Origin of the sequence: Sphingobium sp. WCS2017Hpa-17 (assembly GCF_031843765.1) — a bacterium.
Taxonomy (GTDB): Bacteria; Pseudomonadota; Alphaproteobacteria; order Sphingomonadales; family Sphingomonadaceae; genus Sphingobium.
Map to the genome: position 1 here is coordinate 287,167 of NZ_JAVTIV010000001.1, position 13,796 is coordinate 300,962.

General features: G+C 64.7%; 13 protein-coding genes and 2 tRNA genes. 6 read left to right on the forward strand and 9 right to left on the reverse strand.

The annotated features are described in order from the left end of the window. The first annotated feature begins 8 nt into the window (after nucleotides 1-8). A complete protein-coding gene (locus tag RQH62_RS01275; RefSeq protein WP_311266930.1) occupies nucleotides 9-1,535 on the forward strand; it encodes a PAS domain-containing protein in 1,527 nt (508 codons plus the stop codon). Here RQH62_RS01275 and RQH62_RS01280 read toward each other — a convergent pair. The 3 genes from RQH62_RS01280 to RQH62_RS01290 form a co-directional block, all read right to left on the reverse strand. Continuing rightward, on the reverse strand, nucleotides 1,483-1,917 hold the full coding sequence (locus tag RQH62_RS01280; RefSeq protein WP_311266931.1) for a response regulator: 435 nt from the start codon (nucleotides 1,915-1,917) through the stop codon (nucleotides 1,483-1,485). The two genes, RQH62_RS01275 and RQH62_RS01280, sit on opposite strands and share 53 nt — an antisense overlap. A gap of 96 nt (nucleotides 1,918-2,013) precedes the next feature. Continuing rightward, nucleotides 2,014-2,232, reverse strand: coding sequence for a DUF2188 domain-containing protein (locus RQH62_RS01285; protein ID WP_311266932.1), 219 nt, complete (start codon nucleotides 2,230-2,232; stop codon nucleotides 2,014-2,016). 3 nt (nucleotides 2,233-2,235) lie between these two features. Then, nucleotides 2,236-2,853 (reverse strand): DNA-3-methyladenine glycosylase 2 family protein, encoded by a 618-nt coding sequence (locus RQH62_RS01290; RefSeq protein ID WP_311266933.1) that lies wholly within the window; start codon nucleotides 2,851-2,853, stop codon nucleotides 2,236-2,238. Between the two features lie 74 nt (nucleotides 2,854-2,927). Between RQH62_RS01290 and RQH62_RS01295 the strand changes: the two genes are divergently transcribed. After that, the gene (locus RQH62_RS01295) at nucleotides 2,928-3,245 is read left to right on the forward strand and encodes a 2Fe-2S iron-sulfur cluster-binding protein (RefSeq protein ID WP_311266934.1); all 318 of its coding nucleotides are present in this window, start codon (nucleotides 2,928-2,930) and stop codon (nucleotides 3,243-3,245) included. A gap of 117 nt (nucleotides 3,246-3,362) precedes the next feature. Here RQH62_RS01295 and RQH62_RS01300 read toward each other — a convergent pair whose 3' ends face one another. Together RQH62_RS01300 and rlmB are read right to left on the reverse strand one after the other, a co-directional pair. Then, nucleotides 3,363-4,109 (reverse strand): hypothetical protein, encoded by a 747-nt coding sequence (locus RQH62_RS01300; RefSeq protein ID WP_311266935.1) that lies wholly within the window; start codon nucleotides 4,107-4,109, stop codon nucleotides 3,363-3,365. A 28-nt stretch (nucleotides 4,110-4,137) separates the two neighbouring features. After that, nucleotides 4,138-4,878 (reverse strand): 23S rRNA (guanosine(2251)-2'-O)-methyltransferase RlmB, encoded by a 741-nt coding sequence (gene rlmB, locus RQH62_RS01305; RefSeq protein ID WP_311266936.1) that lies wholly within the window; start codon nucleotides 4,876-4,878, stop codon nucleotides 4,138-4,140. 103 nt (nucleotides 4,879-4,981) lie between these two features. Here rlmB and RQH62_RS01310 point away from each other — a divergent pair. The 3 genes from RQH62_RS01310 (at nucleotide 4,982) to RQH62_RS01320 (ending at nucleotide 5,626) form a co-directional block, all read left to right on the forward strand. Further along, nucleotides 4,982-5,068, forward strand: a tRNA-Tyr gene (locus tag RQH62_RS01310). Between the two features lie 58 nt (nucleotides 5,069-5,126). Then, nucleotides 5,127-5,202: transfer RNA gene (locus RQH62_RS01315), tRNA-Lys, on the forward strand. Nucleotides 5,203-5,305: 103 nt separating this feature from the next. Next, nucleotides 5,306-5,626 (forward strand): multidrug efflux SMR transporter, encoded by a 321-nt coding sequence (locus RQH62_RS01320; protein WP_311266937.1) that lies wholly within the window; start codon nucleotides 5,306-5,308, stop codon nucleotides 5,624-5,626. Nucleotides 5,627-5,775: 149 nt separating this feature from the next. Here the strand turns inward: RQH62_RS01320 and RQH62_RS01325 are convergent, their stop codons facing one another. Further along, nucleotides 5,776-6,309 carry a hypothetical protein gene (locus RQH62_RS01325; RefSeq protein WP_311266938.1) on the reverse strand — a complete coding sequence of 178 codons (534 nt, stop codon included), beginning with the start codon at nucleotides 6,307-6,309 and terminating at the stop codon, nucleotides 5,776-5,778. A gap of 420 nt (nucleotides 6,310-6,729) precedes the next feature. On the opposite strand from RQH62_RS01325, the gene RQH62_RS01330 reads away from it, so the two are divergent. Then, on the forward strand, nucleotides 6,730-8,604 hold the full coding sequence (locus RQH62_RS01330; RefSeq protein WP_311266939.1) for an ATP-binding cassette domain-containing protein: 1,875 nt from the start codon (nucleotides 6,730-6,732) through the stop codon (nucleotides 8,602-8,604). Here RQH62_RS01330 and RQH62_RS01335 read toward each other — a convergent pair. The 3 genes from RQH62_RS01335 to cysS form a co-directional block, all read right to left on the reverse strand. After that, nucleotides 8,601-9,098, reverse strand: coding sequence for a GNAT family N-acetyltransferase (locus RQH62_RS01335; RefSeq protein WP_311266940.1), 498 nt, complete (start codon nucleotides 9,096-9,098; stop codon nucleotides 8,601-8,603). The two genes, RQH62_RS01330 and RQH62_RS01335, sit on opposite strands and share 4 nt — an antisense overlap. 76 nt (nucleotides 9,099-9,174) lie before the next feature. Then, nucleotides 9,175-12,072 (reverse strand): CHAT domain-containing tetratricopeptide repeat protein, encoded by a 2,898-nt coding sequence (locus tag RQH62_RS01340; RefSeq protein ID WP_311266941.1) that lies wholly within the window; start codon nucleotides 12,070-12,072, stop codon nucleotides 9,175-9,177. Between the two features lie 82 nt (nucleotides 12,073-12,154). Then, complete coding sequence (gene cysS / locus RQH62_RS01345) at nucleotides 12,155-13,690, reverse strand: cysteine--tRNA ligase (protein WP_311266942.1); 1,536 nt, start codon at nucleotides 13,688-13,690, stop codon at nucleotides 12,155-12,157. Nucleotides 13,691-13,796: the final 106 nt, after the last annotated feature.

Below are 13,796 nucleotides of genomic sequence, written 5' to 3' on the forward strand. Positions count from 1 at the left end.
GGGCCATAATGGCTGAAGGACGGGGCTTGGCAACGGATCGGGCGGCGCTGCTGGCGCTGTACGACCTCGACGCTGGCGGCTTCCGCAATCTCGACGACATTACCGGCTTCGCCGCCGAACTGTGCAGCGCGCCGATTGCGCTGGTCAGCATTGTCGAGGATGTGCGCCAGCGCTTTCTGGCGCGCGTCGGACTGGACGCGGAAGAAACGCCGCGCGACGTATCCTTCTGCGCGCTGGCGATGCTGGGCGACGATATCTTCATCGTACCTGACGCGACCCGCGATCCGCGCTTCGCCGAAAATGCTCTGGTCACAGGGCCACCCCATATCCGCTTCTATGCCGGCGCGCCGCTGATGGGGGCGGATGGTGAACCACTGGGCGCGCTGTGCGTCATCGACACGGTGCCGCGCCCGGACCTGACGTCGCTGCAACGGCAGGGGCTGACGCTGCTCGCCCGACAGGTGATGGTGGAACTGGAGGGGCGCCGCCGCGACCGCGACATGATCATGCGCCAGCGGCTCGACGCGGCCGCCGTCGCCGAAAGCGACCGGCTGTTTCGCTCGCTCGCCGACACCATGCCGCAAATGGTCTGGTCGACGCTGCCCGACGGCTATCATGATTATTACAACGCCCGCTGGTATGAATATACCGGCGTGCCGCCCGGATCGACCGATGGAACCGGCTGGAACGGCATGTTCCATCCCGACGATCAGGACCGGGCCTGGGCGCGCTGGCGCAACAGCCTGGCCACCGGCGAGCCCTATGAAATCGAATATCGGCTGCGCCATCATGGCGGCGACTATCGCTGGACGCTGGGCCGTGCCCTTCCGATCCGCGATGCCGATGGCCTGATCATACGCTGGATCGGCACCTGCACCGACATTCACGAACAGAAACTGATGATCGACGAGCGCGAGATGATCGCGCACGAACTGTCGCATCGGATCAAGAATATCTTCTCGGTGATCGCCGGCCTGATCGGCCTGTCCGCGCGCCAGCATCCGGCCATTGCCGACGTCGCCGACGATCTGCGCGACCGCATATTGGCGCTCGGCCGTGCCCATGATTTCGTCCGCCCGCACAGCGTCGAATCGGCGGGGCAGATCGGCGACGGGGAAGGGCGGCTCTGGGGCATACTCGACCAGATTTTCGCGCCCTATCGCCATGACGGCGCGACGCGCATTCTCCTGTCGGGCGATAATCCGGCGATCGACGACCGCTCCGCGACGCCGCTGGCGCTGCTGTTCCATGAACTGGCGACCAATGCCGCCAAATATGGCGCACTATCCGTGGCTGAAGGCAGGGTGGCGCTGCATGTGGCGCTGGATGGGGATGATGTCCGCATCGACTGGCAGGAGCAGGGCGGCCCGGCGGTCGTGCCGGGCGGCCCGGATGGCTTTGGCAGCCGGCTGATGACGCTCAGCGTCGAACGGCAGCTGGGTGGCCGGATCGCGCGCCAGTGGCAACCCCACGGCCTGCAACTCAGCCTCTGGATTCCATCCCGTTCCATGAGCCGGTCGGGCGGAACGGCGTAAAGCCGGCAATCTCCGCGTCGGTCAGGTCCGGCTGATCGGCCGCCGCCAGTTGCAGCGTGGCGGCGATGCTCTGAGGGCGGAACGGCTTGGTAATGACGCCCAGCGCCGCGACCGACGCCTCGCCGATCTGCGCGGGGTTGGCGGTGACGTATATCACGCGAATACCATGCCGCGCCGCCAGTTCCATGCCGATCTGCGGTCCGGTGGGTCCGTCGCGCAGGTTCAGGTCGACCAGCGCGATGTCGCAATCGTCCGCGCTTGCCAGCGCGGCTTCGCGATCAGCGGCAATGGCCCCGACCGCGAATCCGGCGTCCTCGACAATCTGCTCGATTTCCAGTGCGACGAAAATCTCGTCTTCGACGATCAAAACCTTCTTGCGCATTCCATGACCCGTAAAATCTGGATCAGATAAATGTCGGCGCGGCCATTCGGTTCCATAGTTGAGCGCTAAAATGAACAATGGCGGCCGCGCCGGCGGTCATTCGGGCACGTTGGTCCACAACGTCTCGAATTGGGTGCCAGCCATCAGCAGCACCGACGCCGGATAGCCCGCGTCGCCGGCCTTGCGCGCCGTATCGGTGGCACTTGCCACCGCCAGGGCCTCGGTGGGGAAGGGGCCATAATATTGATTGTTCAGGTTGATCTTCCAGACGCCTTCATGGGGCACGACGATATAGCGGGCGTGGGGCAGGGGCATGGGTCAGAGTACCTCGGTGTTATAATGGTGCCAGGCCATGATCGCGGCGGCGCCGCGATGCGGGCGCCAGGCTTCGGCGACTTCACGGGTCAATTTCTCGCTCGGCCGTTCGGGCATGCCCAATATCCGGCCAATCTCGATCTGTATCGCCAGATCGCCGGCGGGCCAGATGTCGGGCCGTCCTTCCGCGAACAGCAGATAGATTTCCGCCGACCAGCGGCCGATCCCCTTGATCTGCACGAGTTGCGCGATCGCCTCCTCGTCATCGGCGGGCAGGGCGTGCAGGTCCAGCGCGCCCGACACGATCAGTTCGGCGAGACTGCGGGCATAGCCCTGTTTCTGCCGAGACAGCCCGCAAGCGCGCAACGCATCGAAATCCCGCGCCAGCAGCGCTTCCGGCGCGCAGCCTTCGCCCAGTTCCGCCTCCAGCTTGCGCCATACGGCGGCGGCGGACGCCACGCTTACCTGCTGCCCCACGATCGTGCGCAGCAGCGTCTCATAGCCCGGTTCCCGCACTCGCGGCGCGGGGTATCCGACTCGCGCAATCGCCGCGACAAAGCCCGGCTCCAACACGGCGATCGCGTCCAGGCTTGTCCGCAACTGATCGACACTGTTCACCATATTACTGCGCCCGACCCCTTGATTTCCCGGTCCCTGTCGGTCAGAGCGGAGAAAATTTCGAGGGGATAGGGTAGATGCCGAAACTGATCGTGGTCAACCGTTCGGGTGAAGAACAGGCTGTCGATGGCGACAATGGCCTGTCGGTGATGGAAGTCATCCGCGACAATGGCTTTGATGAATTGCTGGCTTTGTGCGGCGGTTGCTGCTCCTGCGCGACCTGCCATGTCTATGTCGACCCCGCCTTCGCCGACGCGTTGCCGGCGATGACCGAGGACGAGAACGACCTGCTCGACAGCAGCGACCATCGCAACGACAGCAGCCGCCTGTCCTGTCAGGTCGTGCTGAGCGACGCGCTGGACGGCCTGCGCGTCACCATCGCACCGGAAGACTGATCTTTTTAATATAGCCGCACCGGCCCACACCCCCACCCGGCCTCCCACAGTATAACTGAAAGGGAAACCGGGTGGGGGTGTGGGCCGGTGCCGTACGTTCAGCTTTGCTGAACCAGATCAATTCTTCACCCGCAATGTCGCAGCCGGCGCATCGCTCGTCAGCGGCGTGATCGTCCACACGAGCCGCTTGCCCTGCGGCGTGGTTTCCGCGCCCTCTTCCTGATTCTGGCTGACGATCTCTGCGTCGGTGGTCAGCGTGAAGGTGCCGTTCAGCGCCTTTGCGGCCTCATCCCCCGCGCCACCCATACCGGCAGGCCCCTGGCTCTTGTCGAAGCCGTTGGCAAAGCCCGGCGCCTTTACCCGTACCCGATCGTCCCCGCGCATTTCCACTGCGACGAAGGGCAACACGATCTGCGCGTCGATGTTGAACGGAAACAGGAAGGCGTGGTCCAGCCGGCCCGTGATCGCATAGTCGATCTCGAACTTGTGCTTGCCCATATAGCGGGCCGATCTAAACCCCTTCTCCTTGCTCAGTGCCGCCGCGATCGCCTGCATCTGCGCATCATCGCCCTTGGCGCCGTCCACCGCGTCGCTGAAATCCTCCTCCTGCACCGCGATCTGCATCAGTGTGGGGCTGTTCTCCGCCTCGCCCTCCGGCGCGTCGTCGCCGGATGAAGAGGAGGAAGCGCCCGTCAGCGCCTCCTTGCCCATGTCCGACGCCAGTATCTCGCCCTTATAGGCGAAGCTGAAACTGCGATCCGCGCGGATATCCAGGCTCGATTCGAACCTGCCGGGCGTCACCAGACAGGCGGAGAGCGCCAACAGCCCCGCCAGTGCGCCCAATGTGCGATACAGGCGGTCCATAGCCACTCTCCCCCTAATCAACGCCCCGTCAGCCCACCGTGGCGGCGTACAGCGCGATCGCCGCCGCGTTGGAGACGTTCAGGCTCTCCATGCGCGGGCTGATCGGCAGCTTGGCGATGATGTCGCAATGGGCGATCGTATTGTGGCGCAGCCCTTCTCCCTCGGCCCCCAGCACCAGCGCGACGCGCGATTCGCCGATCGCCTCGCCCAAAGTGGTGTCGGCGTCGCCATCCAGACCGATGCGCCAGTAACCCGCCTCGGCAATCTCCTCCAGCGCGCGGGCCAGATTCACCACCCGCACCCATGGCACATTTTCCAGTGCGCCCGACGCCGCGCGCGCGAGCACCCCCGATTCGGGCGGCGCATGCCGGTCCTGCGTCACGATGCACAGCGCGTCGAACGCCGCGGCAGAGCGCAGGATCGCGCCCACATTATGCGGGTCCGTCACCTGATCCAGCACCAATATGGGGCGCTTGTCGTCCTGCCCCTGCTCCAGAATCTCGCCCAGCCAGACATCGTCCAGCGGCTCGACTTCGGCGACGATGCCCTGATGCGGCGCGTCGGACGGGACCATGCGGCCCATGTCGGAGACGTCGGAATAGACGATCGGCAGCACCGGCGGCAGGTCGAGGGCGCCGAGCGCCTCGCGCGTCCCCCATATCTTGCGCACGATGCGGTTGGGATTGGCGAGCGCCGCGATAACGGCGTGACGGCCATAGAAGCGCGGAAAGGCGCTCTTGGGCTTGGTGGAGCGATTGGGCTTTTTCATGATTTCGCTCTTTTCACATCAGGCCATTGACAGGCAAGTCTCCATTCGCCATTAGGCCGCCTCCAGCGCGGCGGGAACGCAATTTTCCAAAGCGTAGGGCACTGGACAGGTGGCCGAGTGGTTAAAGGCAGCAGACTGTAAATCTGCCCGGGTTTCCCGTACGCTGGTTCGAATCCAGCCCTGTCCACCACTGCATCGGGCCGATGCAGTCACCCCCCCTTTCGAAGGGGACGGAAGTAGGCCAGTGTGGACACATAGCTCAGTTGGTAGAGCAGCTGACTCTTAATCAGCGGGTCCTTGGTTCGAGCCCAAGTGTGTCCACCACCCTCCTTCCCAGAACAACGGTCCTCCGGCGCGCCGCCTCTTTCGGGTTTCCGGCCACCGCGCCGCCTTTCCGAGCCCGCCCTGTACGAAAGGGAAGCGCCCTATGGCGTGGCTCATCCTCGGCATTGCCGTGTTCACCGAAATCTGCTGGGCGCTTAGCCTGAAATGGGCCGCCACGATCGGCAGCTGGCAAGCCTCCGCCGTGCCGATCGCGCTCAGCTTCATCAACATGGGCCTGCTCGCCCTCGCGATGAAAGGCATCCCCGCCGGCACCGCTTATGCGGTCTGGACGGGCCTTGGCGCCGTGGGCGTCATCATCGGCGGCATGCTCTTCTTCGGCGACCGCGTGAACGCGGTGCAGGCCGGCTTCATGGCGATGATCGTGGTGGGGGTTGTGGGGACTAAGGTGTTTGGGAACGGGTGAGGGGGCTGGTTTGTGCCCCGTTGTCGGCGTCGGGCAGCGATTTTTTCATCCTTGGAGGTGGACGTTAAAAATTTTTAGTGGGCTCTGGAGGATTCCTATCGTCTCCGAGCGATACGTCGAATGGCAAATTGACTCTCGCTGATGCAAGCTTACTTGTTCCAGCTGTCCACAATAGACTGTGCGGATAGCTTGGCAGAGGCGATGCCATCCGCTCTCATATATGCCGCTACTTGATGGAGATAGTAGGAGATTTTGTCCTTGGCGAAGCCGCCATTGTTGGCGGGTGGGGTAGCAAAGCCATATCGACGGAGTTTATTCATTACTACATTGAGATTGGCGATGACCGCTGGATTTGCGAAAATACTGCTACTGTTATCGAGCGAGTAAGCGGCAAGCGATACATCAGTGGCCAAAGCTTCAAGCGGGCTCGGACTATTTCGCTTTCCTAGCCAACGACGAACAAATACAGTTGCGACGCATCCCAATGCGAAAAATGCGACGGCTAAAAACCAGTCAGTCTGTACGACCCTGAAAAGCCAGTTTGGCAGTGAGCGGACCAGCGGGTTTGTTGCGTAACTCGCGATGTTGGATTGCATCTCGCTTGCGGATTGGTTTGCCATGAAGGTGATTAACGCCAGCAAGGACGATCCCACCAAAGCGATCAGGTTCCAGATGTTCTTCATGCGTCCGCAAATCCTCCCGCTGTAAAGTTTGAGTAGGTGCACGGAAAATACCAAGCAATCAACGCTAGGCGCTTGCGCTAACACCGGTTCTGGTCGGCAGCAGATACCATATGAACATCAACTATCCTCTCCAAGCCTGCCGTTCTACAACTGGCCAAACCTCCCCTGTCCTACACCCCCCATTCCATGTCACCCTCCCGCCGGCTCTTTCCCACCGTCGGCTTCATCCACCCCGCGCCGCCTTCGCACCGGCACGGGCCTGACTTTGCAAAAATTTTCCTATTGCGAAATCAACATCACCCGTTTGTGCCCACGCTTTTACGTTCGCCACGACGGTGTGAACTTCGCAACCGCTGACCCTGTTGTAAAACGCACCCTCGCGCCTTTGCGCCCCGCCGTACCTCTGCTAAGGGCGCGCCCATGCTGAACCTGAATTCCATCACCGTGCGCCTGGGCGGCCGCACCATTCTCGATCGCGCTGCCGCCGCGCTGCCGCCGCGCAGCCGTGTCGGCCTCATCGGCCGCAACGGCGCGGGCAAGTCCACGCTGATGAAGGTGATGATCGGCCAGCTCGACCCGGATGAGGGGTCGTGCGACATGCCCCGCGACACGCGGCTGGGCTATATCGCGCAGGAAGCCCCCTCGGGCACCGCGACCCCGTTCGACACCGTGCTGGAGGCCGACAAGGAACGCGCCGAACTGATGGCGGAGGCGGAGCATACCGAAGACCCCGATCGCCTCGGCCATATCTATGAGCGGCTGACGACGATCGACGCCTATACCGCGCCGGCCCGCGCCGCCCGCATCCTCGTCGGCCTCGGCTTCGACGAAGAAATGCAGGGGCGTCCGCTCGACAGCTATTCGGGCGGCTGGAAAATGCGCGTGGCGCTCGCCGCCTTGCTCTTCTCCAATCCCGACCTGCTGCTGCTCGACGAACCCTCGAACCATCTCGACCTCGAAGCGACGCTCTGGCTGGAGAATTTCCTGAAGGCCTATCGCGGCACCGTGGTCGTCATCAGCCATGAACGCGACCTGCTCAACAATGTCGTGGACTATATCCTCCATCTGGAAGGGGGGAAGGTCACCCTCTATCCCGGCGGCTACGACGCCTTCGAACGGCAGCGCGCCGAACGGCTGGCCCAGCTCGAATCCGCCCGCGCCAAGCAGGCGGCGGAGCGCGAGAAGTTGCAGGATTATGTCGCCCGCAACAGCGCCCGTGCGTCCACTGCAAAGCAGGCCCAGTCCCGTGCCAAGGCGCTGGCCCGGATGCAGCCCATCGCCGCCGCGATCGAAGATCCCACGCTGCATTTCGGCTTTCCCAGCCCCGCCGAACTGCGCCCGCCGCTCATCACCATGGACATGGCGTCGGTCGGCTACACCGAAACGCCGATCCTGCGCCGCATCAACCTGCGCATCGACCCGGACGACCGGCTGGCGCTGCTCGGCCGCAACGGCAATGGTAAGACGACGCTGGCCCGCCTGATCGCCGCGCAACTCACGCCGATGGAAGGCATGATGCAAAGCTCGGCCAAGATGAATGTCGGTTATTTCACCCAATATCAGGTGGAGGAACTGGACGTCACGGACACGCCGCTGGAGCATATGACCCGCGTCATGAAAGGCGCGACCCCCGGCGCGGTCCGTGCGCAACTCGGCCGTTTCGGCTTCTCCGGCGAGCGTGCGACGCAGAAGGTCGGCTCCATGTCGGGTGGCGAACGCGCCCGTCTGGCGCTCGCCCTCATCACCCGCGACGCGCCGCATCTGCTGATCCTCGACGAACCGACCAACCATCTGGACGTCGACAGCCGAGAGGCGCTGGTGCAGGCGCTCAATGATTATAGCGGCGCGGTGGTGATCGTGTCGCATGACCGGCACATGATCGAACTGGTCGCCGATCGTCTGGTGCTGGTCGACAATGGCACCGCCCAGCCGTTCGACGGCAGCCTTGACGATTATACCGACATCATCCTGCGCAAGGCGGACGGCAACGGCACTGGTTCTGGCGGCGATGCGCCCAAGGTCGACCGCAAGGCCGACAAGAAGGCCGCCGCCGAATGGCGCGAAAAGCAGAAAGTGCTCAAGAACGCCGTCAACAAGGCGGAGCGCGAGATGACGGCGCTGGCCACCGAGCGCGGCCGGATCGACGCCGCCTTGTCGGACCCCAAGACCGCGACCGGGGCGGAAGCGAAAATGACCAATAGCCAGCTGATGGTCAAGCGCGCCGAAGTCGAAAAGAAGCTGGCCGCCGCCGAGGAAATCTGGATGGAAGCCGGCGCCGCGCTGGAAGCGGGTTAAAACACCCGCTCCAGCAGTAGCAGCGCCGGGTCGCCCTCCACGGCGCGGGCGCTGAAGCCCATTTCCCGCTCCAGCGCGATGGCGGCGCGATTGTCCCGGCTCTCGATCGACTGGAGCCGGCTGATGCCCCATCCGCGCGCCTCCTGCGCGACATGGTCCAGCAGGGTCCAGCCTATCCCCTTGCCCTTATGATCGGGCAGGATGGAGATGGCGACCTCCCCGGTGCCACCCTCCCGGTCGGCGGCCAGCGTGGCGGCGGCGATGATATCGTCCCCGCCCGGCGCGAAAGCGACGAACGTTTCATGCCGGTGATAGTCGAAAGCGGTGATGTCGTGGAGTTGCCCCTGGCTGACATGGCGCACCGCCGACAGGAAGCGGAAGCGCCGGTCCTCGTCCGTCACGGCGGCGAAGAAATCGGCCAGCGCCGGTTCGTCGGCATGGCTGGCGACGCGAATGTCGATGCGAAAGCCATAGCGGGTTGCAAGCGCGATCATGGGACAGTCCTCTGCTTAAAGGTTACCCCGACCTATCCGCCTTCCGCGCACGGAAACCTATAAGGACTATTCCCTATCAGCGGCCCATCAGGATGAACGGCGCCCAGATATAGGGCTGCACCGCATTGGGATGTTTCGACCCGATCAGCTTGAGCATTGCCCGTTGCAGTGCCACCGCGCGGGGCAGGCCGCGATTGGCGCCCTTGACCGTTTCCAGCGTGACGAAGGCGCTGGCATCGTCCCGCACCGGCCAGTGCGACACCAGCAGCGATCCCGCCCCGGCGTAGCGGAACGCCTGCGCCAGCCCCGAATAGGCCGGCGACTGGCTGTTGTCGCCCGCCGCCGTGTTGCAGGCGGACAGGATCACCCAGTCGGCCCCGATCCGCATCGTCGCCACTTCCGACGCAGTCAGCAGGCCGTCGTCATCGGGATCGTCGGCGCCGGGCGGCGACAGGACCAGCGCCGGTTCGGTCACCCCCTCCATCTCGCCGCTGACCAGCCCGTGCGTCGCGAACAGGATGACGCCATAGCCGGACAGGTCCAGCGTGCGCAGCGCGCGTTCATTGGCGTCCGCGCCGACCAGCAAAGTTGTCCGTGCCGCACCGAAACGATGCGCCACCGCCTGCAACTCCGTCTGCGATCCGGGCAGCGGCGGCAATTGCGCCAGCGCATGCGCATTCGCGCCGCCACGAGGCGCGTTCGCCGACTGGACATCGCCGAACAGTTGCGGCGCACCGATGCCCAGAAAGCGCTGGTCGCGCGCCGCAAGCTGGTGCCGCTGTTGCCCCCCGGTCGAAAAGCCGGGCTGTACCTCTATCGCGAAGCGGTGGATCAGCCATGGGGTGGCGCGCGTCACCGTCTTCACCGGCCGCTGTGGCAGCATGGAGAAGGGCAGGGAGGCGAAGGCCCCGGTCGGCACGATCCGCAGGCTGCTTGCTTTGCCCAGCGTCGCCAGGATGCCGGGCGTGAAGATCTGGCGATACAGGCTGTGCGCGCTGCTCTGGTCGAATCCGGCCGGGGTGAGCGAGCCGCGCAGCCGGTTTACAAGCGCCATCATCCCGGCGCGATCCATTTTCGCCCGCTCGACATGCACGGCGTCCTTGCCGACCGCGAGCAGATAGACGCCGTCAAAGGCCGGCATCACCGCCAGTAGCGCTTCATCCTTGCCAAGACTGTCCCGCAGCGCGCCAAGGTCGGGCCGCTCGCCGCCATGCGCCTCCACCCAGCGCGGATAGTCGCGGGCGATGGCGGTCCGCTCGGCGTCGACCTCCGCTGCGACGGCGGCGCGGTCCGCGCGCGCCTCGGCCACGCCGCTGTCGATCGCCAGTGCTTTCAGCAACCGGCTGTCGGCGGCCTGCAATATCTTGGTCCGGTCCTGAAGGCTGCGCACGCGCGCGGCCAGCGCCGGATCGGTGACCAGCCGCTGTGCCACCAGCCGGTTGGCCTGCGCGATGCGCGATCCGGCCAATATGCCCATGGCGTCCAGCGCCAGCGCCCCGTCCTGCGTTTCGGATGCCACCGCCAGAACCGTGTCGAGCGCCGCGCGCTGCTCCTCGTTCAACTCGCCATCGTCATTGACGCTGGCATTGTCGCGCAGCAGGCCGACAAGCTGGCGCGCGGCCGGTCCCAGTGCCGCCTGATCCTGCCGGGTCCAGGCGACCAGCATCGCCGCCTGCGCCAGCGGAATGGCCGGCGCATTGTCGAGTTGCCGGGTTTCGACGGCAAAGGCATCGGCGGCGCGGCGGGCATCGTCGCCGCGCTTCGCCGCGATCAGGGCCGGGACAAGATAGGGATAGACGCGCTGGCCGATATCGCGGTCCTTGTCAGACCCGGCATGCACGCGCGCCAGCGCATCCGTCAGCCGGTCGATGGCTTGCTCACGATGCCCCTCCGCCAGCGCGGCCGATGCGGCGAAGGCGAGCGCACGGGCGGACTGCGGGCTATCCTCGCCCTCCAGCCCGCGAAAGCCGCGCTCGGCCTCCATGAACAGCGACTCCGCGTCGGCATAGCGCTCCAGTGGCAGCAATACCGTGCCCAGATTTTGCAGGCCGAACTGGAAATAGAGGCTGCTGGTGCCGACCGTCTCGCGCTTGATGGCGATGGCCCGTTGCAGATAGTCCAGACTCTCGGTCCGCCGGCCGGTACGGGACAGCAGCAGGCCCAGCGCCTCCAGCGCGCGGGCGTAGCTGGGATGTTTGCGATCGACATGATCGGTGGCGATGTCCACCGCCATGCGCGCATATTTTTCCGCCTCCGCGTCGCGATCGGCGCGGGCGAGCATCTGGGCATAGCTGTAGTAGGAGCCGATCGTGTCCGCGCTGTTCGGCCCCGCCGCCAGGATGCGCGCCTCCATGCTGGCTTTCTGGGCCTCCACCGCCTCGTCATTGCGGCCAAGGCGGGTCAGGGCCTGCGCATGGGAGAAGGCGATGTTCGACCGCAGCATCTGGGTCGATTCATCCTGCTGGTCGAGCGGGGTGCGGGCGATATAGCCGTCCATATAGGCGCTCGCCTGCGCCAGCGTATCCGCCGCGCCGGTCACGTCGCCCAGCGCCGCCTGAATGAAGCCCTTGATCGACAGGCCCTGCATCCAGGCGACGGGATAAGCGTCGGCAAAGGGCGCGAGCAGGGCCAGGCCCTCGCTCGACCGGGTCAGCGCGTCGGTATTCTTGCCGTCGATCTGGTCCATAGACGATAGGTTGATCAGCGCGACCCCGGCGAGCGGATGCGGCTTGCCATCTACCTTCACCTTTCCCGCAGCGCTGTGCAGACGGGTCCAGGCGTCGCGCGTCTTTTGCGACATGGACAGGGCATAATCGTCGCTGTTGAACAGGTCCGACGCCTGCTGCTCCAGCGCATGAAGCCGGGCATGCCGGGGGTCTGTTGCGGAAAAGCCGGCGGGCGGCGCGGCGAGTACGGTCGGCGCAGGCAGGGCCAGCGTCAGCAGGATGGCCGAAACAGCAGCGGAAAGTCTCATCTTACCCCCACCATGGCGCGACCCTCGCGTCTCATGGGTCCGGTGCAGGCGGGCGTCAAGAGGACGCCGCGCCTCCACCCATTCAGGCGAGCGTCAGCCGCCAGTCCCAGCGCAGCGGATCGCCGTCCATCACCTCGACCCCGCGTGCGATCAGCGCGTCGCGAATCTCGTCCGACAGGGCGAAATCCTTTTCCGCGCGCGCAGTGGTGCGCCGTTCCAGTTCTGCCTCGATCTCCTCCGGCGTGATCTGCGCATCCTTGGGGCGAAGGCGCAGGTCGGCGCGGCTGAGCGTCAGCAGATTGAGGCCCAGCGCAGCATCGAAAGCGGCGATCAGGCACAGCTTCTCGTCCACCGGCACCTTCTTCATGGTCACCACCTCTTCCAGAAGCGGTAACGCGCGCGGCGTCATCAGGTCGTCGGCAATGGCGGCGTCGAACTGCTCCAGCAGCGGCGCCAGCTTGGGATGCAGATTGGTCCGCAGATAGTCGAGCCGTGGCGACTGCCATGTCACGCCCTCGGCCCGCGCCTTCAGCCCTTCGACGCCCATGACCAGCCGCTTGAGCCGCGTCAGGGCCGCCGCCAGATTGTCCGCGCTGAACTCCAGTTCGCTGCGGTAATGCGCGCCAAGGCAGAGCAGGCGATAGGCGATCGGGTGCACGCCCGCGTCGATCAGGCTGAACAGGGTGGTGAAGCCGCCCTTCGACTTGGACATCTTGCCCTGCCGGTCGACCAGGAAATTATTGTGCATCCACCAGCGCGCACCGGTGAAGCCGGCTTCCGCCGCGCCGGGTTGGCCGCAGCAGCTATGGCCAGCCTGATGATATGCCTGGTTCTGGGCGATCTCGTTCGGGTGATGAATCTCGCGATGGTCGATGCCGCCGGTATGGATATCGAACGGCTGGCCAAGCCGGGCTTGCGACATGACCGAACATTCCAGATGCCAGCCCGGCGCACCCTTGCCCCAGGGGCTGTCCCATTCCATCTGGCGCTGCTCGCCCGGTGGCGACTTGCGCCAGATGGCGAAGTCGCTCGGGTTGCGCTTGCCCGCGACGGGGTCGATCCGCGCATGCGCGGCGTCATCGCGGCCACCGGCCAGCGCGCCATAATCGGGCACCGTGCTGCTGTCGAAATAGAGACCGCCTTCCAATTCATAGCAATGATCCGGCGCGATCTTCTCCGCAAAGGCGATCATCTGCGGCACATAGTCGGTCGCGACCGTCCATTCGCTGGGCGCCATGATGTTGAGGTCGGCGATATTGGCCTTGAACGCCTCGGTATAATGGGAGGCGATGTCCCAGATGCTTTTCGCGCTGGCCTTGGCCGCCGCCTCCATCTTGTCGTCGCCCGCGTCCGAATCCGATGTCAGATGGCCGACATCGGTGATGTTGATGATCTGGTTAACGTCCAGCCCCTTCCACAACAATGTCCGGCGCAGCGTGTCGACAAAGACATAAGCGCGCAGGTTGCCGATATGGGCATAATTATAGACGGTCGGGCCGCAGCTATAGACGCGCGCGTGGTTGCCCTCGATCGGCGTGAACGGCTCGATCGTGCGGGTCAGGCTGTTGAACAGGCGCAGCGGCGCGGGGATATGCTGATCGTCGGAAGCGTGGCTCATGGGGCAAGCCATGTCGCGAAGCGGGGCAGGGGTCAATCCTTCCCGGTCATCGCGATAAAGAGAATTATTTAGTTAGCTAAGTAACGAAAACATGTGGGCGATTCAG